Below are 25,492 nucleotides of genomic sequence, written 5' to 3'. Positions count from 1 at the left end.
TGCTTTTTCCCATGCTTGCCCGCCGCCTCAGGTCAGCCTGTAGCCCTCGGGCCTGAGCGGCGCGGGCAGATCCGTCTCGCCCAGCGTGCGGCCCAGGCTGATCTCGATGGAGCGGCAGATGGTGTCCAGCGGCAGGTCGTTGCTCTCCAGGCCAAAGGGCTCTTCGAGTTCATCGCCAAGGGCGTCGAGCCCATAGAAGGTGTAGGCCACGATGGCCACGACAAAGGGCGTCATGAACCCGGTCGTGTCCACCAGGCCGAACGGCAGCAGAAAGCAGTACATATAGGCCGTGCGGTGCAGCAGCAGCGCATACGAGAACGGCATGGGCGTGTTGCGTATGCGCTCGCACGAGGCGGCAGCGGCCGTCATGCGTGTGAAGGTCTTGTCCATGGACGCGGCCAGGCAGGGCTCCATCTCGCCACGGCGCACACACTGCGCCAGGTCATGCCCCATGGACATCATCAGTGCGTCGCAGCGCTGCTCCAGCGGCAGGGCCTGGATTTGGCGCCATTCCCTGTCCACGAGCCAGCGGCCGGCTTCGGCATCGTTGTGCAGGCCCCGCAGCTGGGACCGCAGCGAATGCGCGAAGGCAACAGCCCGGTGCACCATGCGCACGCGCACGTCGCTGTCGCGGCGCCGGGGATCGGGCACCGTGTCCAGCGCAATCAGGCTCTGGCACTGGCGCGCCAGCGTGCGCGCGCAGATCACCATCTCTCCCCAGAGCTTGCGTCCTTCCCAGTAGCGGTCGTAGGCGGTGTTGTTGCGAAACCCCAGGAAGATGGCCAGCGGCAGGCCGATCAGCGTGAAGGGGATGGGCGTCACCGTGATCTTCACGTCGAAGAGATTGCCGTGCACCAGGGTGATGATGGCGGCAAACACGATGTTCACGAGCAGCGTGACCTGGATGCGCTGGAGCACCGAGCCCCGCAAAATCAGAAACAGCCTGAGGCCGGCGGGGCGATCACGGACGATCATGGGGCGAATGATAGGTATAAACCCTTATTCGATCACATATTGAGCATGTCAATGGGCTGCGGCCATGCTCCGAACCAAAAAAAAGGCGCCCCGAAGGGCGCCCTGCGTCACGACCGGTTGCCGGTCACAGCGCGTTGAAGCGGCGGCGGCGGCGCACCATGCCCCAGCCCATGATGCCCATCAAGACGGACATCAGGATCAGGCCCCATTCGGAGAGGGTGGGGATGGAGGCGGGCGATACGGCCACGGCCACCGCGCGGGAAGCCGTGTTGTTGGCCGGGTTGGCATCTCCGGTCGCACCGGTGCTGCCCGTCAGTGCCACCGCCCCCACGGAGCTGGGCGTTCCGCTGACCGTGCAGGTCACGCTGGCGCCCGCAGGCACGGCATCCCCTGCGGACCAGGCTGCATTGGAGGGGCTGATGCGGCAAGCGCCCTGGCTGACGCCAGGCGGCAGTCCCGTGACTGCGCACGAGGTGCCTGCCGATGCATCGGCCGAGCCCTGGTTCTTGCAGACAAAACTGCCGCTGTAGGGCGTGCCGGCAGTGAACGCGGTCGGCAGGCCGCTCAGATCGACGCCCATGTCGGGCACTGCAACGGTGGACACATTCATGGTCGCGGTGTTGTTTGCCGCATTCGAATCATCCGTTGCGCCCGTGGTGCCCGTGACCGTGGACGAACCTGCGGCTGTGGGCGTACCGCTCACCTGGCAGGTGACCGTGGCTCCCACCGGCACCGCATTGCCCGCCACCCACGCGGCATTGCCGGGGCTGATGGAGCATGCGCCTTGCGTCACGCCAGCCGGCAGGCCGGTGACGGCGCAGGAGGTGCCGCTCACGGCGTTGGCCAGGCCCTGGTTGCTGCAGGTGAAGCTGCCGCTATAGGGAATGTTCAGCGGCGAGGTGGAGGGCAGTCCGCTCAGATTGATCTGCATGTCCGGCGTTGTGGTGACCGCGATGTTCGACGTGGCCGTGTTGTTGCCCGGGGTCAGATCGTTGTCGCCGCCCGTGGTCACCGTGACCGTCGAGCTGCCGCCTGGACCCGTCGGTGTGCCGGAGACCTGGCAGACCACCGTCTTGCCCGCAGGCACCACGGCGGGCTGCATCCAGGCCGTGCCGTCTATCGTGCATTGGCCTGCCGTCACGCCAGGGGGCAGACCGGAGGCATCGCAGATGGCCTGGCCTGCGCTGGCTGCACCATCGTTCTTGCAGGAGAAGCTGCCGGTGTAGGGCACGCCGACCACGGCGGTGGGCGGGAGTCCGGAGACCTCAGGCACCATGTCGCTGCTCGCCGCGGGAGCCAGCAATTGGGTCTGCACCATGGCACCGAGCAGGGTCGAGGTCAGGTCGCCTCCGATGGTGTAGTTGCCGTTGTTGATCTGGTCTGACGGCGTGCCCGCAGGAACCTTCACGGTCATCGTGAACGTGCCCGACTGCCCGGGAGCCAGGGTCCCAAAGTCGCACTGGGCAGGATCTGAACTGCCCACGGCCGGGGCCGTGCAAGCGCCGCCGTCGCCGGCCAGCGACACGAACGTGGTCGGACTGATGCCCGCATCCGTGCCCACGGGCATCGCGGGCGTGACCTTCACGTTGTTCACCGGGGTGCTGCCGTTGTTCGTGTAGGTATAGGTGTAGGTGATCTCCGTGCCGTCCGCTTTGGGCGCGCTGACAGGCCCGGACGCGCTGATCCACAGGGTCTTGGGCAGGGTCGTGCCGAAGTTGTCAACGTACAGATGGCCTGCGTGGCCACCGGCACTGCAGGCCGAGGCCACGGCCTGCAGCCTGACCTTGTCGCCTACCCGCAGGTAGGCATTGCCAGGAGCGACATCGTAGGCCTGGGGGTCGGTGTAGTTCTGGATGGCACCGCCCTTGTCGGTAAAGGTCTTCCAGGGTGCTCCCGGCTCGCCGCCGTAGTGGTATTTGAAGAACAACTCCTGGGGTGAGCCCGTCAGATCCGTGGCGGTCTGGGCGTCATAGGTCTTGACCAGCGAGATGGCAAAGTAGGGGCGATCCTCGCCTCCGTGATTGCTGGCGTACTCAAGCACGGGCGCCGCGACAAATCGGATGTGGATCTTGCCGTCCTGGTCGATGTCATCCGCAGTCAGCGTCACTTCTTGGGTGATGGAACTTGCCGTATTGACCTGCTGGGTCCAGCCGGCGAGTCCCCCCGTGACCTTGCTGGACCGAGGTATCACGTTGCTGGCTGGGGTAGCGCTGTTCGCCTTGAGGTTGATGCGGGCAGAGTGGGAGCCTGCCAAAGTCAGTTTGAGGGCGGACTGGCCGGCGTCACCCCGGAACAGGACTTCGTCTGCAGCGCCTTCCGAGCCGCTGGCGATTTCGACCAGATGGGACTTGGTGCCAGGTGGCTGCAGGCGCAACTCGCTCAAGCGCTTCGGATTGGCCTGGGTGCCATTGTTGGTCCAGGCCTGGGGGGTCCAGCCAGTCAGGTCCCCTGCCTCGAAGTCCCCATTCAGAAATGCCGCCTGCGCAACTGCACCCACCATTGCCAGGGTGCCAGCTGCAACCAGACTTCTGGCCTGCCTCCAGGCCTTCATGCGCGGCCCTGTGGGCCGGATATGCAAACTCTGTCTCGCCATACCATTCCTCTCTTCATGTGTGTTTGATCACGGTTGAAAACTCCGACGGCCCACGCCGCCCGCCTGCGCACGCCGCCCGCACCAAGCCGCCCAAGCACGCGCACGCGCTTTTGCAGCAAAAAAATGGGCGAACGAATCCCTTCCGCATGCCCGGACGGCTGCGGTTCAAAAAGCTGAAATGGAGAAGAAAAAGGCGCCTAAGGCACGAACACCAGCCCTCGGCCGAACACGGCCCTCACCGGCAGGGCCAGCCCGGAGATATCCAGGGTCTTGCGGCGAAGCCGCGTCAGCTGCGATTCGATGCGGTGAAAACCGTCATCCACATCGGCATAGCCCATGGCCTCGATCAGGGTCTGCTTGGACACCATGGTCCCGGGGGTTGCCATCAGGCAGCCGAGCAATTCCAGCTCACGGCTGGTCAGGGCAATGATCTGGTGGTTGGGTGCGACCATGCAGGCCGACAGGGGGTCAAGGCGCCAGGTCAGGAATGGGGCGGACGCCCTGCCCGGCTGACCGGTGTTGCGGCGAAGCTGGGAGCGGATGCCGGCCACCAGCTCGTTCATGTCGGTGGGCTTGACGAAGTACTGCAGCGCGCCGGCATTGAGGCCGGCAATGCGGCTGTCCAGATCGCCGCGTGCCGTGAGCACCACCACGGGGATCTCCTGCTCGGCCAGGCGCTTGACCAGGCTCAGCCCGTCCTCGCCGGGCAGACCCAGGTCGACGACGACCAGATCTGCCTTTTCGCGCAGTAGCTTTATGTAGAAGTCTTCTGCAGAATCCGTGCCCCAGGCATGCAGGCCAGACTTTGTTAAAAATCGACACACATTGATACGAATATCCTCATCGTCCTCTACGACGGCGACGGTGAACTCGATCGATGGCTCTAGTGTCTGCTGCATGATGTTTGCCTATTGGTGCGCGGATTTTCATTGGGTTGAACGTCCGCCGCCATGCACGAACACTCTCGAATGCTCACAGTTCAGAGAAACACACAAAAATTTACTTTTATTGCATGGATCACGGTATCGCTCGGGCTGCTCGCATTTTTCGTGCTGAGCCCGGCAACCATGTCTCCCCCTGACAAGGGACTGCGTCTGGGCAAGGACCTGCCGATGCAGGTGCTTGCCGATGCGGGCCGCAGCATGACCATTGAACAGGTCGCGGCCCTGCCCGATGATGCCTTCGAAACCCGGCGCACGCCTCTGAACGAGGGCTATACCCGCCAGGCTTACTGGGTGAGGGTTGCCATGCCTGCCCTCGCACCCGCCAGTGCGCTGGCCGGCAATGATCCGCTGTGGCTGGAGATCACGCCCACCTATCTGGACAGGGTCACGCTCTACCAGCAGGCGAATGACCTGTGGCAGGCACGCGAAAGCGGCGACACGGTGCCCATGGCCCAGCGCATCCATGTGCGCCAGCTGGTGTTTCCACTGCGCGCCGGCCAGCCCTTTGTGCTGCGCATCGAGACCAGCAGCGCCATGCAGCTGTACGCCACGGTCTGGCGCAGCACGGGGCTGATGGCCTGGCTGTCCAGCGTGGAGTGGGCCTCGGGGGTGCACCAGGGCGTGAACCTGGTGCTGACCTTGCTGATCGCCGGCGCAGCCCTGGCCCTTCGCATGCGCAGCCTGATGGCCATGACGCTGCTGGCGTTCGTGGTTCTGACCCACAACGCCAATGTGCGCGGCTATGCCCAGCTGTGGCTGCCCGAGCCCTGGGCGCCGCATGCGGATATCTGGGTGAGCGTGGGCGTCTTCCTGCTGCCTGCCGCCTTTGCCTGGCAGGCACGCGAGACCTTGACGCGCGGCACGATCTGGCGCCGCATCGACCGCATGCTGGTGCTGCTGACCTTGGCGCCGCTGCTGGCCTTGCTCAGCATTCCCATGGGGCACTACACGCAATGGGCCTGGCTAGGAGTCAGCGTCCCCTGGATGGCCAGCATGCTGAGCGCTCTGGTGGCCTGGAAGAACCTGCTCCGCCAGGGCCCCAGCATCGTCAACCTGCTGGTGCTGATTCCCTACACGCTGCATGCGGTCATGGGCATCCACGTGGCTGCAGCGTTCACGGGGCTGGTGTCCTCCGACATCGAAGCCGGCATGTACTGGCAACTGGAATCGCTGCTGCTGTACATCCTCATCATCATTGCCGTGGGCGCCAGCCTGGTCGAGAAATTCCAGAACTCCATGGACAGGCAGGCGCAACTGGTGGAGTCACTGGCCCGCTCCGAGCACGCGCTCGAAGGCCGGGTACGCACACGCACGGCCGAGCTGCTGCATGCACAGAACGCGCTGCAGGCCGCGCTGCACGGCGAACGCACCCTGCGGCTGGAGCAGCGCCAGTTCTTCAACATGGTCAACCATGAATTCCGCACGCCGCTGTCCGTGGTGGACAGCGCGGCCACGGAGCAGTTGACCTTTCCGTCCACCGACATCGACTCCCAACTGGAGCGGGCCGCCCAGATCCGGCGTGCCTGCAGGCGCCTCACGGCCCTGGTGGACAACTGCCTGGTCAGCGACCGCCTGGACGCGCCTGCGTTCCGGCTGCAGCTCGACCGGGTTCCGGTGACGGACCTGATCGACGATGCCGTACAGCTCGTGCACTGGTCGCGCCGCCATCATCTGAGGCTGGAGACTGCCGGCATCCCCGCCTCCTGGCAGTGCGATCCCACGCTGGTGCGCATCGCCCTGTCCAACCTCGTGGACAACGCCGTGAAATATGCCCAGGCCGGCGAAATCGCCGTGTGTGCCCGCCTGGACGGGCAGGGCCAGCTGGAGCTCACCGTCAGCGACGAAGGCCCTGGCCTGGCGCCCGAGCTGGCGCAGCGCATCTTCGAGCTGCACGAGCGCGGAGAGCGCTCGGACCAGACCCGAGGCTTCGGCCTGGGCCTGTGGGTGGCCCGGCGCGTGGCCCAGATGCATGGCGGCGATGTGCAGGTCACGCCAGCTGCGGGCGGAGGCACCTGCTTCACGCTGACGCTGCCCTGCAGCATTCCCGAAGACAGCGGCCTTGCTACAGCTGCAACACAGCCCGCCTCGCCATGCGTATCCTGAGCCTGCTGCGTGTCCTGAACCGTCTGGCGCTGCCGGGCTGGCTGGTGTTTTCGCTGGTGCTGGTGGTCTGCTTCATCCTCAGTCCGGCCTGGCAGTCCCTTCCAGCCAAGCGCCTGCAGCTGGGCACGGACCTGCCCATGCTGGCGCTTGTCGATGCGCAGGGCAGCCTCACCATCGACCAGGTGGCAGCCCTGCCCGATACGGACTTCACCGCGCTCGACACACCGCTGAACAAGGGCTACACGCGCGATGTGTATTGGCTCAAGGTGCAGGCTCCCTATATCGCGGCCGGGAAGATCGACCCCGAGCAGGACCCTCTGTGGCTGGAGATCCTGCCCAGCTACCTGGACCAGGTCGCGCTGTACCAGTACATGGACGGCGCCTGGCGCATGCGCAGCAGCGGCGATACGGCAACCGGCGAACCACGGGTCCATGTGCGCCAGCTCGTGTTTCCGCTGTACACGGACCAGCCCTTCATCCTGCGCGTGCAGACCTCAAGCCCCATGCAGCTGGACGCCACGATCTGGCGCAGCAGCGGTCTGATGACGCAGTTCTCGGCCGTGGAATGGGCATCGGGCATCCACCAGGGCATCAACCTCATGCTGGCCCTGCTGATCATCGGGGCAGCCCTGGCCTTGCGGTTGCGCAAACTGGCCGCCATGGCCGTGGCAGCCATCGCCGTACTGATACACGGCGCCAGCGACCGGGGCTACCTGCAGATCTGGCTGCCCGACCATCTGGCGCACTGGGGCCATCTGTGCGTCAGCCTTGGCACCCTGATGCTTCCCGCCGCCCTGGCCTGGCAGATGCGCGAGCTGCTGACCCGCGACACACGCTGGCGGCGCATGGACCGGGCCCTGCTCGCCCTGGGAATCATCCCGTTGCTGTGCCTGCCAAGCATCCCGCTCGGCCGCTACCAGGACTGGGCCTGGATAGGGGTCGGCGCGCCCTGGGCCATCAGCGCGCTGTTTGCGGTGGTCGCATGGAGCAATCTGCTGCGCGATCGTGCCAGCCTGGTCCATGTGCTGATGGTCGTTCCCAGCACCATGTACGGGCTCATGGGACTGTATGTGACGGCAGCCTATGTGGGCCTTGCCAGCCTGCCCACCATAGAGACCAGCGTTTTCTGGCAGCTCAACACCTTGCTGGTCAACATCGTGATCACCGTGGCCGTCGGCGCCAGCCTGATCCATAAATTCCGGGACTCCATGGCACGCCAGGCACAACTGCTCGAATCCCTGGCCAAATCCGAGCATGCGCTGGAAGAGCGCGTGCGGCTGCGCACGGCCGAGCTGCTGCGGGCGCAGAACGCGCTGCAGGCGGCGCTGCACAGCGAACGCACGCTGCGACTGGAGCAGCGGCAGTTCTTCAACATGGTCAACCATGAGTTCCGCACGCCGCTGGCCGTGGTGGACAGTGCCGCCACCGAGCAACTTTCCTTTCCCTCCCCCGACATCGACTCCCAGCTCGAACGCGCCGCCCAGATCCGGCGCGCCTGCAGACGCCTCACGGCCCTGGTGGACAACTGCCTGATCAGCGACCGCCTGGACGCTCCCGCCTTCAGGCTGCAGTTGCACCGCGCTCCCGTCATGGAGCTGGTCGATGATGCCGCGCAGCTCGTGCACTGGTCTCGCCGCCACCGTCTGCGCCTGGACAGCGCGCAGGCGCCCGCCATCTGGGAGTGCGACTCCACGCTCATCCGCATCGCACTGTCCAACCTCGTGGACAACGCCGTGAAGTACGCCAAGGCCGGAGAAATCACCGTGCGTGCGCGCACCGACGACCGTGGTCAGCTGGAGCTCACCGTCAGCGACCAGGGCCCAGGCCTGGCGCCCGAGCTGGCGCTGCGCATCTTCGAGCGCTTCGAGCGCGGCCACCGCTCCGACCAGGCCCGCGGCTTCGGCCTGGGCCTGTGGGTCGCCCGACGCATTGCGCGACTGCATGGCGGCGACATACAGGCGGCACCTTCACCGGAGGGCGGCACGAGCTTCACGCTCACGCTGCCGCCGCATCCCGCTGCCGCTGCGCAGTCCAAAACCTTGCAGACAGCGACTTGAAACATGATGCAGCGAAGAATCCACGATAATGAAAAGTTCGCCACTGGCGTGGCCTGTCGGCATTTGCCGCCATCAAGGCCCGCCTCATCCTGGCCATAAACACACACCTGTCCATGAGCGCTACTTCCATTCCCGCCGATATCAACCGCAAGCACCTGGAAATGGCTCGCCAGCAGATCGCGAAAGGCGACCTGCAAAAAGCCGCCCAGACTCTGAACAAGGCTCACCGCCAAGTGCCTGGTGACGCTCGCGTCTTCATGTTGGGCGGACTGATGGCTGAAAAGGCCGGGAATCACGCCAAGGCCGAAGAAGCCTTCGCAAGATGCCTTGAGCTGGCACCCATGTGGGGGCCGGGCCTGCTGGAGACAGCACTCTTTCGCGCAAGGCATGGTCAGTTCGATTCAGCCATTGAACTGGCAGAAAAGGTGTCCCGCATTGAGCCCCAAAATTCCCAGGTGCTCGCTGGCGTGATCGATATTGCGCACCGTGCCGGGAATCTGCAGATGGCCGTCAGGCACCTGCGTCGAGGCCTAGAAATGCATGCGGGTGATGCCACGCTGCGCCAGCATCTGGCCAGCGATCTGGGCAACCTGGGGGACCATGCGCAAGCATTGCAGATGTGGAATGCATTGGTGGAAGAGCATCCTCAGCAGCCGCAATTCAGAATGGGGCGGATCAAGCACATCGTGGCGCACGGTCAGGCCTCGGATGCCCTGGGTGACATCCGGATACTGGAAGAGCAATTCCCGGAAGATGCCACCCTGGCATATTACGCGGCATTGGCAAAGGGAACGACTCCGGCGCATCTGCCAGAGGAAATGCACCGGACCTTGTTCGACAATATGGCGGACAAGTTTGACCAGCATCTGGTCCAGGGATTGGGCTACCAACTGCCCAAACTTGTTGCGCAGCAATTGACTGCACGTCATCCGGAAAAAGATGTCAATGTGCTCGACCTGGGATGTGGCACGGGCTTGCTGGGGCTTTGCCTTGGCCCCATGCAAGGTTACCTGATTGGTGTGGACAGCTCTCTCAAGATGATCGAGCAGGCAGCCAAGCATGGCGTCTATGACCGTTTTCACCATGTCAACCTGCTGGATGCGTTGAGCAATACACCAGACCAGGAATACGATGTGATCACCTGCCTGGATGTGCTGGTCTACATCGGTGACTCTCAGCCGGTCATCCCCAATGCGGCACGCATTCTCAAGACCGGCGGCGAGTTCATCTTCTCATGCGAAACAGCTCCGGAAGATGGCCCGGACCTCATTCTTCAGCCCAGCGAGCGCTACGCCCACAAGCGCAGCCATATCGAAGCACTGTGCAAGCAAGCGGGCTTCAGCGTATCGACCGAGGAACTGGTGCTGCGGCAGGAAGGCGGGCAACCGGTTCAGGGCTTCGTCGTGACCGCAACCAAGACCGCTGCCTGACAGTTCTCATCAAGCCCACGCCACCTCGTGCGTGGGCGCCCCACCGTCCCCGACGAGGCTATCGCGCGCCCAGCGCGAGCTTCTGGGCACGTGCAGCAGCAGAAACTCCATCTGGTCCGCCAGAATCCGCCGGTTGCGCAGGATGAAGTCTTCCCAGAGGCTGGGTACATAGGGCGTGTAGAGCAGGGGCATGCGCGCCTGTTCAGGCGTGCGGGCGCCCTTGCGGTGGTTGCAGGAACGGCAGGCAGTCACCAGATTCATCCAGTGATGGCCGCCGCCTGCGGAGATGGGCACGATGTGTTCGCGCGTGAGGTCGTTTTCGTGGAAGACCCGGCCGCAGTAGGCACAGATGCAGCGGTCGCGTGCGAACAGCTTGCCGTTGGTCAGGCCCGGCTGCAGGCTGTGCGGATTGATGGAGGGCGCACCGCGCGTGCCGATGATGCTGTTGATGTGGATGACCGACTGGCAGCCCGTGACGGCATTGTGGCCACCGCGGAAACAGGCGACTTCCCCGCCGGACTCCCAGCGCACATCGTCCGCCGCGTAATGCAGCGCCGCCTGCTCCAGCGTAATCCAGGATTGGGGCAGCCCTTGGGCCGACAGCTTCAAGACCTTCACGACACGCCTCCTCTGACACCAAGGTGAACGGGAATGCAGCCAGTGCACAGGGCCTGCAAGGCAGGCCTTATCGAGGCAATATACTCTGTTTCCGTGTCGGATTGACAGCCTGCGCTGGCTGCGCGCGTGCCAGCCGCTATTGAAAACAAAGCGTCCCATGAAGATTTTTCGAGGCTTCAACCATCCAGGGCGAGAACCGGCCTGCGCCGTCACCATCGGCAATTTCGATGGTGTTCACCGGGGTCACCAGGCCATGCTGGCCCTGCTGTCGGCTGAAGCTGCCCAGCGTGGCGTGCCCACCTGCGTGCTGACCTTCGAGCCCCATCCGCGCGACTACTTCGCCCAGGCCCTGGGCCGGCCCGAGATCGCGCCGGCGCGCATAGGCACGCTGCGCGACAAGCTGTCGGAGCTGCAGCGCTGCGGCGTGGACCAGACCGTGGTGCTGCCCTTCAACCGGGCGCTGGCCAGCCAGGCGCCCCAGGCCTTCATCGATGAGGTGCTGGTGGCCGGCCTGGGCGCGAAATACGTGCTGGTCGGCGACGATTTCCGCTTCGGCGCCCAGCGCGCGGGCGACTACGCCATGCTGGACGCGGCAGGCCAGCGCCAGGGCTTTGACGTAGCCCGCATGAACAGCTACGAAGTGCATGGCCTGCGCGTGTCCAGCACCCATGTGCGCTGCGCCCTGGCCGAGGGGCGCATGCAGGATGCGGCGCGGCTGCTGGGTCATCCCTACACCATCTCCGGCCATGTGGTCCACGGGCGCAAGCTGGGCCGCAGCCTGGCCGAAAGCCGCCAGGGCGCGGGCGACGGCTTTCGAACGCTAAACCTGCGCTTCAACCATTGGAAGCCCGCGGCCAGCGGCATCTTCGCGGTGCTGGTCCACGGACTGCATGAGCGTCCTCTGCGCGGCGTGGCCAACCTCGGTGTGCGCCCTTCCCTGGACCCGACGGATGTCAACGGCGGGCGCGTCCTGCTGGAAACCCACTGCCTCGATTGGCCCGGCGCGCCGGGTGGCGAAGAGGCCTACGGTAAAATCATCCGCGTGGAACTTCTGCACAAACTGCACGACGAGCTGAAGTACGACAGTCTCGACGCCCTCACCGCCGGCATCGCCAAGGACTGCGATGACGCGCGCGCGTTCTTCGCCACCATCCACACACCCATCTACACCGAGACCCGTCGCCAGACCACGCGCGACCGAATTTGACGATCTCCGTCACCTGCCCGGGCGCGGGTGCGCACCAGGCTTCCTCCCCTTTTTCCCGTGCCTGGACCAGACGGTCCGGGCTCTGGCCTGCTTTCAAGGTTCTCCATGTCTGATTCGAAAGTCTCTCCCAACGCCAATGCGGGCTATCGCGCCACGCTGAACATGCCCGACACGCCCTTCCCCATGCGCGGCGATCTGCCCAAGCGCGAGCCGGGCTGGGTCCAGGAATGGGAGGACAAGGGCATCTACAAGAAGCTGCGCGATGCGCGCCACGGTGCGCCCAAGTTCATCCTGCACGACGGCCCGCCCTACGCCAACGGCAAGATCCACATCGGCCATGCGGTGAACAAGGCGCTCAAGGACATGATCGTCAAGAGCCGCCAGCTCGAGGGCTTCGACGCCATGTACGTGCCGGGCTGGGACTGCCACGGCCTGCCCATCGAGAACGCCATCGAGAAGCTGCATGGCCGCAATCTGCCGCGCGACGAGATGCAGGCCAAGAGCCGTGCATTCGCCACCGAGCAGATCGCCCAGCAGATGGTGGACTTCAAGCGCCTGGGCGTGCTCGGCGACTGGGACCATCCCTACAAGACCATGAACTACGCCAACGAGGCCGCCGAGCTGCGCGCCTTGAAGCGCGTCATGGAGCGCGGCTTCGTCTACCGCGGCCTCAAGCCGGTGTACTGGTGCTTTGACTGCGGCTCCTCGCTGGCCGAGTTCGAGATCGAGTACGCCGACAAGCAAAGCCAGACGCTGGACGTGATGTTCCCCACGGCCGAGCCCGACAGGCTGGCGGCCGCCTTCGGGCTGACCTCGCTGGCCAAGCCCGCCTTCATCGTCATCTGGACGACGACGGCCTGGACCATCCCCGCCAACCAGGCGCTCAACGTCAACCCCGAGCTGGAATACAGCCTGGTGGATACCGAGCGCGGCCTGCTGATCGTGGCCTCCGCCCTGGTCGACAAATGCCTGGCACGCTGGAAGCTCGAAGGCCAGGTCCTTGCCACCGCCGTGGGAAGGAAGCTGGACCACCTGCAGTTCAAGCACCCGCTGGCCCACGTGGACAAGGGCTTTGACCGCGTCTCGCCCGTGTTCCTGGCCGACTACGCCACGGCCGATGACGGCACCGGCATCGTGCACTCGGCCCCCGCCTACGGCGTGGACGACTTCAACAGCTGCATGAACAACGGCATGACGCGCGATGACATCCTGAGCCCCGTGCAGGGCAACGGCGTCTACGCACCCGAGCTGCCGCTGTTCGGCGGCCAGCACATCTGGAAGGCCGTCCCCGTCATCATCGATGCGCTCAAGCTGGGCGACCGCCTGCTGGATACCACGACCATCACCCACAGCTACCCGCACTGCTGGCGCCACAAGACGCCGGTGATCTACCGCGCCGCCGCCCAGTGGTTCATCCGCATGGATGAGGGCGAGGGCGTGTTCACCAAGCCCGGTGACAAGCCCGCGCAGACGCTGCGCCAGATCGCGCTGGAAGCCATCGAGCACACCCAGTTCTACCCGGAGAACGGCAAGACCCGCCTGCGGGACATGATCGCCGGCCGGCCCGACTGGTGCATCTCGCGCCAGCGCAGCTGGGGCGTGCCCCTGCCCTTCTTCCTGCACAAGGACAGCGGCGAACTGCATCCGCGCACCATGGAGATCATCGACCAGGCCGCCGCCATGGTTGAGCAAGGCGGCATCGAGGCCTGGAGCCGCGTGACGGCCGAGGACATCCTGGGCGCCGAGGAAGCCGTGCACTACACCAAGAGCACCGACATCCTCGAAGTCTGGTTCGACTCCGGCTCCACCTTCTGGCATGTGATGCGCGGCACGCACGCCGACATGCACCACGACCAGGGCCCCGAGGCCGACCTTTACCTGGAAGGCCATGACCAGCACCGCGGCTGGTTCCATTCGTCGCTGCTGCTGGCCTCGGCCATCTTCGGGCGCGCGCCCTACCGCGGCCTGCTGACCCATGGCTTCACCGTGGACGGCCAGGGCAAGAAGATGTCCAAGTCGCTGGGCAACACCGTCGCCCCGCAGGACGTGAGCAACAAGATGGGCGCCGAGATCATCCGCCTGTGGGTGGCCTCGACCGACTACTCGGGCGACCTGGGCATCGACGACAAGATCCTGGCCCGCGTGGTGGACGCCTACCGCCGCATCCGCAACACGCTACGCTTCCTGCTGGCCAACGTCAGCGACTTCGACGCGGCGAAAGACTCGGTTGCCACCGAAGAGCTGCTGGAGATCGACCGCTGGGCCCTGGCCCGCGCGGCCCAGTTCCAGGCCGAGGTGCTGGCCCACTACAAGGTCTATGAATTCCACCCCGTGGTGGCCAAGCTGCAGCTGTTCTGCTCGGAAGACCTGGGCGGCTTCTACCTGGACGTGCTCAAGGACCGCCTGTATACCAGCGCGCCCAAGAGCCTGGCCCGCCGCAGCGCCCAGACCGCGCTGCACCAGATCACGCACGCCATGCTGCGCTGGATGGCGCCCTTCCTGTCCTTCACGGCCGAAGAGGCCTGGAAGGTCTTCGGCGACAGCGAGTCCATCTTCCTGGAGACCTACACCGACCTGCCGGCCGGCGACGAGGCCCTGCTGGCCAAGTGGGCCCGCCTGCGCGAGATCCGCGACGTGGTGAACAAGGACATCGAGGCCGTGCGCGCCGAAGGCCGGGTCGGCTCCTCGCTGCAGGCCGAAGTCCGTGTCTCGGCCCAGCCCGAAGACCTGGCCCTGCTGCAAAGCCTGGGCGACGACCTGAAGTTCGTCTTCATCACATCGGCCGCCGAGGCCCTGGCGGGCGAGACGCTGCAGGCCGCCGTCACACCCAGCAGCCATGCCAAGTGCGACCGCTGCTGGCACTACCGTGCCGACGTGGGCATCAACCCCGAGCACCCCAGCCTGTGCGGCCGTTGCGACAGCAACCTGCACGGTGCCGGCGAAGAGCGCCGCAAGGCGTAATCCCACCGAGGCGCTGCCATGACCCCTAGCTTTGCCGCAGTCCCCGAATCCCGCAGCCGCCGCATCTGGCCCTGGCTGGCCTGGTCGCTGGCGATCATCGCCATCGACCAGCTCACCAAGCAGTGGATCCTTGATGCCTACCAGCTGGGCGACTGGACGCCGATCACGGGCTTTTTCAATATCGTGCGGGCCCACAACACGGGGGCGGCCTTCTCGTTTCTGGCTGGAGCCGGTGGCTGGCAGCGCTGGCTGTTCGTGGGCATCGGCGCGGCGGCCACGCTGCTCATCGTCTGGCAGTTGCGCAAGCATCCGGGGCAGAAGCTGTTTTGCTTCTCGCTGGCCAGCATCCTGGGCGGTGCCATCGGCAACGTGGTGGACCGCCTGCAGCACGGCTACGTGGTGGACTTCCTGGACTTCTACTGGGGCCGCTCGCACTTTCCGGCCTTCAATGCGGCCGACATCGCCATCAGCGTGGGCGCGGCCCTGCTGATCCTGGACGAGGTGCTGCGCGCTCGGCGGGCCAAGGGCGCCTGATCCCTGCCGCAGCCGGAGCCGCCGCCAGCCCCTCTTGCGAGGGGCTTTTTCATTGAGGGGGCCACCGGCTGCATGCCGGCGGGTTTTCCTCGGGTTTTCCTGAGTGCGTTTTGGGTCAACCGAAATTCTTTTCGATTCGTTTTATTTCTACAATTTTCCTTATTTCGCACCAAACTGTGCGCTCATGCGGCCGACTCTCCTGCGCGCAAGCCGGGACCGGGGTTATATTGGTCCGCTTCTCCGCTCACAGCACATGAAGCACTTACTCAATCTACTGGCCGCCATCGCCCTGCTGGTCTGGGGCACGCACATGGTCCGCACCGGCGTGCTGCGGGTGTTCGGCGCCAACCTGCGCAACCTGCTCGCCCACAGCATGAGCAACCGCTTCTCGGCCGCGCTGTCCGGCCTGGGCGTGACTGCGCTGGTGCAGTCGAGCACGGCGACCTCGCTGATGACCTCGGCCTTCGTGGGCCAGGGCCTGATCTCGCTGCCGGCCGCGCTGGCCGTGATGCGCGGCGCCGACGTGGGCACGGCGCTGATGGCCGTGCTGTTCTCCACCGACCTGTCCTGGCTGTCGCCGCTGTTCATCTTTGTCGGCGTGGTGCTGTTCATCACGCGCCAGGACACCACGGCCGGGCGCATAGGCCGCGTGCTCATCGGCCTGGGCGTGATGCTGCTGGCCCTGCGCCTGGTGGTCGATGCCACCGAGCCGCTGCTGGAAGCCCCCGCCGTGCGCACCCTGCTGGCCTCTGTCACCAGCGACATCTTCATGGAGCTGCTGCTGGGTGCGCTGCTGGCCGTGATGGCCTATTCCAGCCTGGCCATCGTGCTGCTGATCGCGGCCATGGCCAGCTCGGGCGCGATTCCCATGGAAGTGGCGCTGGGCCTGACGCTGGGCGCCAACATCGGCAGCGGCCTGGTGGCCGTGCTGACCACGGCCAAGTCCAGCGTGGAAGTGCGCCAGGTCACCATCGGCAACATGCTGTTCAAGATCATGGGTGTGGCCATCGTGGCGCCCTTCCTGGGGCTGTGGGCCACCTATGTGATGCCGCTGATCGACGGCAAGGGCCAGAACATCGTGCTGTTCCACCTGGCCTTCAACATCTTCAACAGCCTGTGCTTCATCGGCCTGACGCAGACCGTGGCGCGCTGGGTGACGGCCCTGCTGCCCAAGCCCGAGGCCAGTTCCACCAGCCTGCTGCGGCCCCGCCACCTGGACCCCTCGGCGCTGAGCACGCCGTCGCTGGCCATTTCCTGCGCCGCGCGCGAGGCCCTGCACCAGGCCGACATGGTCGAGTCCATGCTGATCGGCATGCAGCGCGTGCTGGAGACCGACGACCTCAAGCTGTCCCAGGAGCTGCGCGAACTCGAAGGCACGGTGGACGACCTGTACTCGGCCATCAAGTACTACATGACCAAGATCTCGCGCGCCGAACTCGACGAACGCGAGGGCCAGCGCTGGACCGAAATCATCAGCTTCACCATCAACATGGAGCAGATCGGGGACATCATCGAGCGCGTGCTGCTGGACATCGAGGACAAGAAGATCAAGAAGGGCCGCCAGTTTTCCGAGGCCGGCACGCAGGAGATCCGCGAGCTGCTGCACCACCTGCTGGACAATCTGCGCCTGGCCATGAGCGTCTTTCTCAACGGCAATGTGCGCGAGGCCCAGAAGCTGCTGGAGGAAAAGGCACGCTTTCGCGATCTGGAACTGGCCTACTCGGCCACCCACCTGGCCCGCCTGTCCGACAACACCGTCTCCAGCATAGAGACCAGCTCGCTGCACATCGACCTCATCAGCGACCTCAAGCGCATCAACTCGCTGCTGTGCTCTGTGGCCTATCCCATCCTGGAATCGGCCGGCGCCCTGGCGCCCAGCCGGCTCAAGGAATCGGCGCTGGACAAGGCGGCGCGCTGAGGCGCCGCAAGCCTTGCCCGTTCACCAGCCCAGCCAGGCCGCCAGCACCTGGGCGGCCTCGGGCGTGAAGCGGTCCTGCAGCAGCCATTGCACGAGCTGGTCGCGCTCTATCAGTGCAAAGGCCTGCACCTCGCCATCCTGGTTGCTGGGCTCCAGCGCAGCCGGCACGGTGGCGCTGAACCAGTCGATGCGTTCGCGCATGAAGCCACGGCCCTCGGCCTCGTCGCTGGGGCGCTCGAACAGTACGTGGCCGCCATGGCGCAGGCCCTGCAGCTCGCCCACGCGCAGGCCGGCCTCTTCCCAGGTTTCACGCTGCACGGCTTGTTCCAGGGTATCGTGCGCGGCCACCATGCCGCCCATCAGCGTGTCCCACATGCCGGGGTTGGTGGGCTTGCTGTCGGCGCGCTGCTGCACCCAGATGCGGCCGTCGGCCGTCTCGCCCACCAGGTGCACGGCCAGGGTGGCAATGCCCAGCGGACGCACGGCGCCACGCTCCACGGTGCCAATGCGCTGACCCTGCACGTTGCACACGGCCAGTTGCTCATTGCGCCAGGGGCCGCTGTGGCCGCAGGCTCGCAGCACGCGTGCCAGGGCGTTGAGCAGGGCCGTGGCATCACCTTCGCCCTGCAGGTGCCAGTGGCCGGCCTGCTGCCGCAGCGCCACGCCATGGGCCTGCATCACCCCGTCCGGCAACTGCGCAGCCAGCCCATCTTCCAGCGAACCGATTTCCTCTGCCGCCACCTGAAGCGGCCGGCGCGGCTGCAGCGCAGGCTGGCGGGTTGCGGCGCGCACCCGGTTCAGCCATGCCTGCACGCCTGGGTCGGCTGGGCTCTTTTCCCCGTTCATGGCAGCAAGATGGTGGAGCCCGTGGTCCTGCGTGCCTCCAGGTCCAGATGGGCCTGGCGCACTTCAGCCAGCGGATAGCGCTGGTCGATGTGGATCTTCACGGCACCGCTTTCCACCACGGCGAACAAATCGTCGGCCATGGCCTGGGTGGCCTCGCGGCTGGTGATGTGGGAGAACAGGGTCTGGCGCGTCACATACAACGACTTGGCGGCCAGCACGGCGGGTGCGAAAGGCGCCACGGGACCGGATGCGTTGCCGAAGCTGACCATCAGCCCAAAGCGCCGCAGGCAGGCCAGCGAGCCTTCCCAGGTGTCCTTGCCCACGCTGTCGTAAACCACCTTCACGCCCTGGCCGCCCGTGATTTCCTGCACGCGTTCGGCGAAGTTCTCGCTGCGGTAGTTGATGGCATGGGCCGCGCCGTTGGCCAGGGCCAGCGCGCACTTCTCGTCCGAGCCTGCCGTGGCGATGAGCTGCAGGCCCATGGCCCTGGCCCATTGGCAGGCAATCAGGCCCACGCCACCGGCCGCCGCATGGAACAGCACGGCATCACCCGGTGCCAGGCCCTCCACCGGAATGCATTTCTTGAGCAGGTACTGGGCCGTCAGGCCCTTGAGCATCATGGCGGCAGCCGTCTCGAACGCGATGGCGTCGGGCAGGCGGCACACGCACATGGCGGGCATGACACGCACTTCGCTGTAGCTGCCCGGCGGATTGCTGGCATAGGCCACGCGGTCGCCCACGCCCAGGTGCTGCACGCCCTCTCCCACGGCCTCGACCACGCCTGCGCCCTCCATGCCCAGGCTCAAGGGCATGGGCAGCGAGTACAGGCCCGAACGCTGGTAGACATCGATGAAGTTCAGGCCCACCGCATGGTGGCGTATGCGCACCTGGCCCGGCCCGGGCTCGCCCACGGCGACCTGCACCAGCTCCAGGACTTCGGGGCCGCCGTTGTGGCGGATCTGCACTGCAATACCCATGGGATGCACTCCTGCAAAAAACCAACAAGAGCGGCATCGTGCCATGTTTCGGGAGGCCACGCGCAAGACGCTGCACCGGGCCCGCACAGGACTGGCGCAAGGCCGGCAAAGAGCGTTCGCAGCACCTATAGTGGCGGGCCTATGAGCCACACGAGCCCGCCGCTGAAGCTGTCCACCGCCGCCATCCTGACGCTGCCGCCCCTGCTGTGGGCCGGCAACGCCATCGTGGGCCGCCTGGTCCATGACCTGATCTCGCCGTTTGCGCTGAACTTCCTGCGCTGGGCCATTGCCTTTGTCCTGCTTGTGCCGCTGGCAGGATGGGCACTGGGCCGCAGCAGCGGCACCTGGAGCCACTGGCGGCAGTTCGCCGTGCTGGGCCTGCTGGGCATCGGCTGCTACAACGCGCTGCTGTATCTGGCGCTCAAGACCTCGACGCCGCTGAACGTCACCCTGGTCAGCTCCAGCATGCCGGTGTGGATGCTGGCCCTGGGCCGCATCGTCTGGGGCATTCCCGTCAGCCGGCGCCAACTGCTGGGCGCACTGCTGTCGATGCTGGGCGTGGCCGTGGTGTTGTCGCGCGGAGATCCTGAGCTGCTGCTGCATCTGCAGCTCGTGCCCGGCGATCTGTTCATGGTGCTGGCCACCATGGTCTGGGCCCTCTACACCTGGCTGCTGTCCAAGGCGCAGGTCCCGCAGCGGCTGCGCTCGGACTGGGCAGGCTTTTTGCTGGCCCAGATGGTCTTCGGCCTGGTCTGGTCCGGCCTGTTCACGGGCGGCGAGATGGCCATGGGGCAGTTCCACATTCAGTGGGGCTGGCCTCTGGGCGGGGCACTGCTGTTCATCGCCCTGGGCCCGGCCATCCTGGCCTACCGTTTCTGGGGGCTGGGCGTGCAGCGCAGCAGCCCGGCCGTGGCGGGCTTTTTCGGCAATCTGATCCCGCTGTTCACCGCCCTGCTGTCGATCGCGCTGCTGGGCGAAGCGCCGCGCCTGTACCACGGCCTGGCGTTCGTACTCATCGTGGGCGGCATCATGGTGTCTTCGCGCCGGGGATAGCCTTGGGCAGGCCGTGTGCCGCGGTGCGCACGGGCACCTTGGCCAGCAGCTGTTCGAACGCGCGGATGGGAACGGGCGGGCTGAACAGATAGCCCTGGAAGTACTCGCAGCCGTAGTGCGCCAGCAGGGCGCGCTGCTCCAGCGTTTCCACGCCTTCGGCGATCACATCCAGGTTGAGGTTGCGAGCCATGCCGATGATGGTCTGCACGATCACATCGTCGGTATGGCGCATGCCCAGGTGGCGCACGAAGGACTGGTCGATCTTGAGCTGGTTCAGCGGCAGCTGGGTGAGGTAGGTCAGCGAGGAATGGCCGGTGCCGAAGTCGTCCATGGAAAAGCACACGCCATGGCTGCGCAGCTGCTTCATCTTGGCGATGGACTCCTGCACGTTCTCGATCACCAGCGACTCGGTCAGCTCCAGCTTGAGCAGATGGGGGGCGATGCCTGCGCTGCGCACCTGCTCGATGACCTGGGAGGCAAAGTCCTGGTGGCGGAACTGGCGGGCGCTGACATTCACGGCCACCTGCAGATGGCGCAGCCGCGCATCCTTTTGCCAGGCAGCCAGCTGCTCGCAGGCCGTGCGCACCACCCACATGCCCAGCGGCACGATGATCTCGCTTTCCTCAGCCACGGCGATGAACATGCCGGGCGGTACCAGGCCGCGCTCGGGGTGGCGCCAGCGCAGCAGGGCTTCGGCACCGATGACCTCGCCTGCCAGCGTGAACTGGGGCTGGTAGTGCAGCTCGAACTGGGACTGCGCCAGGGCCTGGCGCAGGTCGCCCTCCATGCGCACGCGCTGGTGGATCTCCACCTGCATCTGCGGATCGAAGAAGCACAGGCCGCTGCCGTTGCGCGCCTTGATCTGGTACATGGCGATGTCCGCCTGCTTGAGCAGCTCGGCCGCCGACTGCGGCTGGCGGCCGAACAGCGTGGCGCCAATGCTGCAGGCGCTGCGGTGCAGGTGGGCACCCAGCACATAGGACTGGTTGAGCCGCGCCAGGATCTTCTCGCCAATGCGCTGGGCCAGCGTGGCCGCCTCGGCAGGCTCGTGCGACAGCTCGCAGAGCATGACCACGAATTCATCGCCCCCCAGGCGCGCCACCGTGTCCGAAGAGCGCACGGCGCTGCGCAGCCGGTGCGCCACCTGCTGCAGCAGTTGGTCGCCCACTTCATGGCCGAGCGTGTCGTTGAGCATCTTGAACTGGTCCAGGTCCAGGAACAGCAGCGCCCCGGTCCAGCCTTCGCGCGCAGCCAGCACCGTGGCCTGGGCCAGGCGGTCCAGCAGCAGGCGGCGATTGGGCAGGCTGGTCAGCGGATCGTAGAAGGCCAGGCTTTCGATCTCGGCCGTGGCCAGCCGGATATCGGTGACATCGTTGTAGGTGATGACCACGCCGCCCTCGGCAGCCGGGCGCGCCGTCATCTGCACGAAACGGCCGCTGGCCAGTTGCTGCTCCATGGGGACGCCAGGACGCAGCACCAGTTGCCGGTGCAGGTCCTTCGCCTCATCGATCTGCTCCGGCGCCGCCACCAGACCCACGGCGCTGGGGCTGGCATCCAGCAGGGATTGCAGGGGCCGGCCGGGCTCCAGCTGATCCGCATGCCATGGAAACATCTCCTCGTAGCAGCGATTCCAGCGCAGCACGCGCTGCTGTGAATCCAGCAGCAAAAAGCCGCTGACCATACTGTCCAGCGCCTGGTCCAGCCATTGCTCGGAGCGCTGTGCCTGACGGCGCGCGGCATGCAGGCGATCCATGTAGCGGTGGACCGTCCAGCCCAGTATGGCCAGCAGCACGCCGAAGATCATCACGGCCAGCACCATCAGCCAGGCCGCCACACGCCAGCCCGCCAGCACGGAGGACATGGGCAGGCTGGCCGTGACCCACAGATTGCCCTTGGGCAGCGGATGCGCGGCCACCAGGGCGGGCACGCGGCTCAGGCGTGCGGCCATGGGCATGACGCCGCTGGACGCCAACTGCGATGTCGCCGGCAGCAACCGCGCAGCCGAGGCCTCGCCGTAGGGGGGCATGGACAGCAGCAGCTCGCCGCTGCCCTGCTCCAGCGTGACTTCCAGTCCGTCCAGCACGCCGCCCTGGGCCAGCACCGCGCCCAGCGCCGCCACCGGCACCTGCATCAGCACATAGCCACCCTGCTGCGCACGGCTCAGCGGGCGCACCAGATAGAGCATGCGCTCGCCGCCCGGCGGCTGCGGCGCCACGGAAGGCGGGCTGGCCAGCAATTCTGAGCGGCTTTGGGCCGCAAGGCGCTCCCAGGCCTGGGCCGGCAGATCAATGGCCGGGCCATCGCCCGAAGCCGCCAGCTCGCGGCCCTTGGAGTCGTGCACGGAGGCGCGGCGCGCCAGCGTGTTCTGCCGCTCCATGGCGTGCAGCATCTCCTGCAGTTGCGGCTGCGAGGCCGATGCGGGATCGCGCGAACCCAGCCATTCATCCACCCCCATGGCCAGTGCGTCCAGGGATTCAAGGCTGCGGCTGATGGCCGCCTCGGTACCGAGCACAAAGCGCACCAGGCGCAGCGATGCCTCTTCCTGCGCGGTGGTGCGCATGCCGCTGAGCAGCCAGACGACTGCGGCCGCCAGGGCCACCGTCAGCAGCACGAGCATCAGGCCCAGGGTATGGCGCACGCCTGGGGGACTGAGCGCAGCCGCCGGGCGCGCGGAGGGGCCTGCAATCGCCTGCGACCAGTCCGTCTGGTGGGACAGTTCGCTCATCTCCCGGCTCCCTGCATGGCATGCGACATGGGCAGGCTGCGGCGAGGCCGCTGGCCGCGATGCAGGGCCGGGGTTTTCAAGACCGCCCCTGTCCGCCGCCCGTTTGCAACTGCGCGGCCATGCCTGGCACTGTCCGGGGCTTGCGGGCTCCGGAGGCGGTCATGGTCGCAGTGCCCTGGCGCATCAGAAGGTTCCTGCGTACAGGCCGCCGTCGGGCAGGATGTTCTGGCCCGTCATGTAGCCTGCGTGGGCGCTGCACAGGAAGGCGCAGATGGCGCCGAATTCATCGGGCGTGCCGAAGCGGCGCGCCGGCACCTGGGATTGCTGCACCAGGCGCACATCGTCCAGGCTCTTGCCGCTCTTGTTGGCGGCGGCCGTGAAGGTGGTGCGCAGGCGGTCGGTGTCGAACTTGCCGGGCAGCAGGTTGTTGATGGTCACGCCCTTGGCCGCGATGCCGCTGCGCGCCAGGCCCGCCACAAAGCCCGTGAGGCCGCTGCGCGCGCCGTTGGACAGGCCCAGGATGTCGATGGGCGCCTTCACGGCGCTGGACGTGATGTTGACGATGCGGCCGAAGCCGCGTGCCGCCATGCCGTCCACCGTGGCCTTGATCAGCTCGATGGGCGTGAGCATGTTGGCGTCCACGGCCTTGAGCCAGGCCGCGCGGTCCCAGTCACGGAAATCGCCGGGAGGCGGGCCGCCCGCATTGGTGATGACGATATCGAAATCCACGCCCGGGCCGCCGGCGGCCGACAGCACGGCGGCACGGCCTTCCTCGGTGGTGATGTCGGCGGCAACGGCCAGCACCTTCACCTGCGGCGCGAGGGCCGCAAGGCTGGCCGCGGCCTCCTGCAGGGCCTCGGGATTGCGCGCATTGATCACCAGGTTCACACCCTCTTGCGCCAGCGCCTTGGCACAGCCAAAGCCCAGGCCCTTGCTGGCGCCACATACCAGGGCCCACTTGCCCGCGATTCCCAGATCCATGTCTCACTCCTGAACAAACACAACCTTGCTCGATCCTTGCAGAACGGCAGCGCACATTGTGCGCGAGGCTTCGACGCTTTCACGCCAAACGTGAGAAAACGTGAACTCGCCGGCGCACCGGCGAGCCCCTGGCGCTGCCTTCAATGCGCGCCGCCGCCGTGCTGGCCACGGAACAGCCTGTGGTGCAGCCTGCGCAAGGACCACCACACACCCAGCGCCACCACGGGAATGGCGACGGCGGCCGTGCTCTCCGGCGACCAGGGCCAGCCCAGGGCCTTGGCGCCCTTGGCCAGATAGCTGATCAGGCCCGTGAAGTAGTAGGTGATGGCGGCCACGGACAGGCCTTCCACCGTGGACTGCAGCTTGAGCTGCATGTCCTGGCGCTGGTTCATGGCGCCCAGCAGTTGCTGGCTGCTTTGCTGCTGCTCGATCTCCACGCGCGTGCGCAGCAGGCTGCTGACGCGCGAGACGCGCTCGGACAGCGCGTTCTGCCGCCGCGCCGCCCATTCGCAGGTGCTGCGCGCCGGCGTCAGGCGCCGGTCCATGAACTCGCGGATGGTCTGTATGCCGTCGATGCGTGATTCCTGGATGTCCTGAATGCGCTTGTCCACCAGTTCGAAATAGGCCGCACTGGCGGAAAAGCGCGAGTGCGTGGTGGCGTACTCGCTCTCCACCTGCCCGGCCAGGCGCGTGAGCCGGTCCAGCAGCGCCGGCTCGGCATCGCGGTCCGCCAGGCGGATGGAATGGGCCAGGGCCGCCAGGTCCCGCTCGGCCGTGGCCAGAACGGCAGCGGCCTGGCGGGCGGCAGGCAGGCCCAGCAAGGCCGCCATGCGGTAGGTCTCGATCTCCAGCAGGCGCTGCACCAGCCGCCCCAGGCGGCGCGGCGACAGCGATTCGCCGGCCAGCAGCAGCATGCGCGAGAAGCCATCGGCATGGATGGCGAAGTCCGTGTAGACCTTGCCCGCATCGCCGGCCACGCGTGCGCCCACCAGCGTGTCTTCCTGCAGCAGGTGGCGCACCAGGTGCGGCTCGTTGATCGCCTGTTCCTGCAAGGCCCACAGGTGCAGGCCGCTCAGGCACTGGCCAGGCAATGCAGCCAGCCAGTCGCGCGGCACGTAGTCGATGGCGGCCTCGGGCTCGCGCACATCGTCCATGCCGGCCTGCGACATGGGCTTGCTGAAGGTCCAGCAGACGAATTCCGTGTGCAGCTCCCAGCGCAGGTGAAAGGCGCCCAGATCGATGAGCACATGCGTGGTCGCCGCATCGGGCGGGGGCAGGTGGTGGTTGCGCAGCAGGGTGGCCACATGGGCGCGGCTGGCCTCGCGCTGGGCCGCGTCGGTGAGCATCACCACGTGGGTGATGGCCAGCGGCGCCTGCATTTCCTCGGCGGGACGCGCATGGATCTCGTTGTGCAGCAGCACGCGCAGCGGGTGCTGGGATGACAGAAGTGGGGACATCGTGACCTCGAAAGACTGCGCGCTATTGTGCAGGCACGGGCGCTGCGTCCTCCTGCCATCCGGGATCAACAGCTTTCACGTGCATTTCTCGTCGACGCAAAAAAAAACGGCCC

17 protein-coding genes are annotated in these 25,492 nt (G+C 66.3%); 8 read left to right on the top strand and 9 right to left on the bottom strand.

Features of this window, described 5'->3' with window-relative positions; all coding sequences use genetic code 11:
* Window positions 1-27: 27 nt before the first annotated feature.
* From G4D77_RS23005 to G4D77_RS22995, 3 genes are all read right to left on the bottom strand, one after another.
* A complete protein-coding gene (locus G4D77_RS23005; protein WP_046238074.1) occupies window positions 28-975 on the bottom strand; it encodes a bestrophin family protein in 948 nt (315 codons plus the stop codon).
* A 124-nt stretch (window positions 976-1,099) separates the two neighbouring features.
* Entirely contained in the window at window positions 1,100-3,358 is a 2,259-nt protein-coding gene (locus tag G4D77_RS23000) for an IPTL-CTERM sorting domain-containing protein (protein ID WP_227740913.1), read from the bottom strand.
* 407 nt (window positions 3,359-3,765) lie between these two features.
* A complete protein-coding gene (locus G4D77_RS22995; RefSeq protein ID WP_016445751.1) occupies window positions 3,766-4,467 on the bottom strand; it encodes a response regulator transcription factor in 702 nt (233 codons plus the stop codon).
* A gap of 168 nt (window positions 4,468-4,635) precedes the next feature.
* Between G4D77_RS22995 and G4D77_RS22990 the strand changes: the two genes are divergently transcribed.
* The 3 genes from G4D77_RS22990 to G4D77_RS22980 all read left to right on the top strand — a co-directional run bounded on the left by G4D77_RS22990 (window position 4,636) and on the right by G4D77_RS22980 (window position 10,102).
* Window positions 4,636-6,615 (top strand): sensor histidine kinase, encoded by a 1,980-nt coding sequence (locus tag G4D77_RS22990; RefSeq protein ID WP_046238072.1) that lies wholly within the window; start codon window positions 4,636-4,638, stop codon window positions 6,613-6,615.
* Entirely contained in the window at window positions 6,603-8,672 is a 2,070-nt protein-coding gene (locus G4D77_RS22985) for a sensor histidine kinase (RefSeq protein WP_154833647.1), read from the top strand. The genes G4D77_RS22990 and G4D77_RS22985 overlap by 13 nt, the downstream gene beginning before the upstream one ends.
* A 113-nt stretch (window positions 8,673-8,785) precedes the next feature.
* Window positions 8,786-10,102, top strand: a complete 1,317-nt coding sequence (locus G4D77_RS22980; protein WP_154833646.1) for a methyltransferase domain-containing protein — start codon at window positions 8,786-8,788, stop codon at window positions 10,100-10,102.
* A gap of 9 nt (window positions 10,103-10,111) precedes the next feature.
* On the opposite strand, the gene G4D77_RS22975 is transcribed toward G4D77_RS22980, so the two are convergent.
* The gene (locus G4D77_RS22975; protein ID WP_016445747.1) at window positions 10,112-10,720 is read right to left on the bottom strand and encodes an HNH endonuclease; all 609 of its coding nucleotides are present in this window, start codon (window positions 10,718-10,720) and stop codon (window positions 10,112-10,114) included.
* A gap of 157 nt (window positions 10,721-10,877) precedes the next feature.
* Here G4D77_RS22975 and G4D77_RS22970 point away from each other — a divergent pair, with 157 nt between their 5' ends.
* From G4D77_RS22970 to G4D77_RS22955, 4 genes are all read left to right on the top strand, one after another.
* Entirely contained in the window at window positions 10,878-11,927 is a 1,050-nt protein-coding gene (locus G4D77_RS22970) for a bifunctional riboflavin kinase/FAD synthetase (RefSeq protein ID WP_034399628.1), read from the top strand.
* Between the two features lie 105 nt (window positions 11,928-12,032).
* Window positions 12,033-14,888 (top strand): isoleucine--tRNA ligase, encoded by a 2,856-nt coding sequence (gene ileS, locus G4D77_RS22965; protein WP_209672037.1) that lies wholly within the window; start codon window positions 12,033-12,035, stop codon window positions 14,886-14,888.
* A gap of 18 nt (window positions 14,889-14,906) precedes the next feature.
* Window positions 14,907-15,422, top strand: a complete 516-nt coding sequence (lspA, locus tag G4D77_RS22960; protein ID WP_016445744.1) for a signal peptidase II — start codon at window positions 14,907-14,909, stop codon at window positions 15,420-15,422.
* Between the two features lie 253 nt (window positions 15,423-15,675).
* Window positions 15,676-17,340 (top strand): Na/Pi cotransporter family protein, encoded by a 1,665-nt coding sequence (locus G4D77_RS22955; protein WP_016445743.1) that lies wholly within the window; start codon window positions 15,676-15,678, stop codon window positions 17,338-17,340.
* A gap of 21 nt (window positions 17,341-17,361) precedes the next feature.
* Here the strand turns inward: G4D77_RS22955 and G4D77_RS22950 are convergent, their stop codons facing one another.
* The gene (locus tag G4D77_RS22950; RefSeq protein ID WP_016445742.1) at window positions 17,362-18,186 is read right to left on the bottom strand and encodes an NUDIX hydrolase; all 825 of its coding nucleotides are present in this window, start codon (window positions 18,184-18,186) and stop codon (window positions 17,362-17,364) included.
* On the bottom strand, window positions 18,183-19,163 hold the full coding sequence (locus G4D77_RS22945; protein ID WP_016445741.1) for a quinone oxidoreductase family protein: 981 nt from the start codon (window positions 19,161-19,163) through the stop codon (window positions 18,183-18,185). Before G4D77_RS22945 ends, G4D77_RS22950 begins: the two co-directional genes overlap by 4 nt.
* 141 nt (window positions 19,164-19,304) lie before the next feature.
* Here G4D77_RS22945 and G4D77_RS22940 point away from each other — a divergent pair, with 141 nt between their 5' ends.
* Window positions 19,305-20,216: a DMT family transporter gene (locus tag G4D77_RS22940; RefSeq protein WP_016445740.1), complete on the top strand. Its 912-nt coding sequence runs from the start codon at window positions 19,305-19,307 to the stop codon at window positions 20,214-20,216.
* Here G4D77_RS22940 and G4D77_RS22935 read toward each other — a convergent pair.
* The 3 genes from G4D77_RS22935 to G4D77_RS22925 form a co-directional block, all read right to left on the bottom strand.
* Window positions 20,191-22,941 (bottom strand): bifunctional diguanylate cyclase/phosphodiesterase, encoded by a 2,751-nt coding sequence (locus tag G4D77_RS22935; protein ID WP_046984437.1) that lies wholly within the window; start codon window positions 22,939-22,941, stop codon window positions 20,191-20,193. The two genes, G4D77_RS22940 and G4D77_RS22935, sit on opposite strands and share 26 nt — an antisense overlap.
* A 183-nt stretch (window positions 22,942-23,124) precedes the next feature.
* A complete protein-coding gene (locus tag G4D77_RS22930; protein ID WP_016445738.1) occupies window positions 23,125-23,922 on the bottom strand; it encodes an SDR family oxidoreductase in 798 nt (265 codons plus the stop codon).
* Between the two features lie 140 nt (window positions 23,923-24,062).
* Entirely contained in the window at window positions 24,063-25,379 is a 1,317-nt protein-coding gene (locus G4D77_RS22925) for a DUF3422 family protein (RefSeq protein ID WP_016445737.1), read from the bottom strand.
* Window positions 25,380-25,492: the final 113 nt, after the last annotated feature.

The organism is Delftia sp. WY8 (genome assembly GCF_018437695.1).
GTDB lineage: Bacteria > Pseudomonadota > Gammaproteobacteria > Burkholderiales > Burkholderiaceae_C > Comamonas > Comamonas tsuruhatensis.
This window is presented reverse-complemented; position numbering and strand designations above follow the sequence as displayed.

What these genes read in the sequence shown, in the direction of transcription:
- G4D77_RS23005 (WP_046238074.1), bottom strand. Translation starts at nt 975, where the DNA reads ATGATCGTCCGTGATCGCCCCGCCGGCCTCAGGCTGTTTCTGATTTTG.
- G4D77_RS22995 (WP_016445751.1), bottom strand. Translation starts at nt 4,467, where the DNA reads ATGCAGCAGACACTAGAGCCATCGATCGAGTTCACCGTCGCCGTCGTA.
- G4D77_RS22990 (WP_046238072.1), top strand. Translation starts at nt 4,636, where the DNA reads ATGTCTCCCCCTGACAAGGGACTGCGTCTGGGCAAGGACCTGCCGATG.
- G4D77_RS22985 (WP_154833647.1), top strand. Translation starts at nt 6,603, where the DNA reads ATGCGTATCCTGAGCCTGCTGCGTGTCCTGAACCGTCTGGCGCTGCCG.
- G4D77_RS22980 (WP_154833646.1), top strand. Translation starts at nt 8,786, where the DNA reads ATGAGCGCTACTTCCATTCCCGCCGATATCAACCGCAAGCACCTGGAA.
- G4D77_RS22970 (WP_034399628.1), top strand. Translation starts at nt 10,878, where the DNA reads ATGAAGATTTTTCGAGGCTTCAACCATCCAGGGCGAGAACCGGCCTGC.
- ileS (WP_209672037.1), top strand. Translation starts at nt 12,033, where the DNA reads ATGTCTGATTCGAAAGTCTCTCCCAACGCCAATGCGGGCTATCGCGCC.
- lspA (WP_016445744.1), top strand. Translation starts at nt 14,907, where the DNA reads ATGACCCCTAGCTTTGCCGCAGTCCCCGAATCCCGCAGCCGCCGCATC.
- G4D77_RS22955 (WP_016445743.1), top strand. Translation starts at nt 15,676, where the DNA reads ATGAAGCACTTACTCAATCTACTGGCCGCCATCGCCCTGCTGGTCTGG.
- G4D77_RS22950 (WP_016445742.1), bottom strand. Translation starts at nt 18,186, where the DNA reads ATGAACGGGGAAAAGAGCCCAGCCGACCCAGGCGTGCAGGCATGGCTG.
- G4D77_RS22945 (WP_016445741.1), bottom strand. Translation starts at nt 19,163, where the DNA reads ATGGGTATTGCAGTGCAGATCCGCCACAACGGCGGCCCCGAAGTCCTG.
- G4D77_RS22940 (WP_016445740.1), top strand. Translation starts at nt 19,305, where the DNA reads ATGAGCCACACGAGCCCGCCGCTGAAGCTGTCCACCGCCGCCATCCTG.
- G4D77_RS22935 (WP_046984437.1), bottom strand. Translation starts at nt 22,941, where the DNA reads ATGAGCGAACTGTCCCACCAGACGGACTGGTCGCAGGCGATTGCAGGC.
- G4D77_RS22930 (WP_016445738.1), bottom strand. Translation starts at nt 23,922, where the DNA reads ATGGATCTGGGAATCGCGGGCAAGTGGGCCCTGGTATGTGGCGCCAGC.
- G4D77_RS22925 (WP_016445737.1), bottom strand. Translation starts at nt 25,379, where the DNA reads ATGTCCCCACTTCTGTCATCCCAGCACCCGCTGCGCGTGCTGCTGCAC.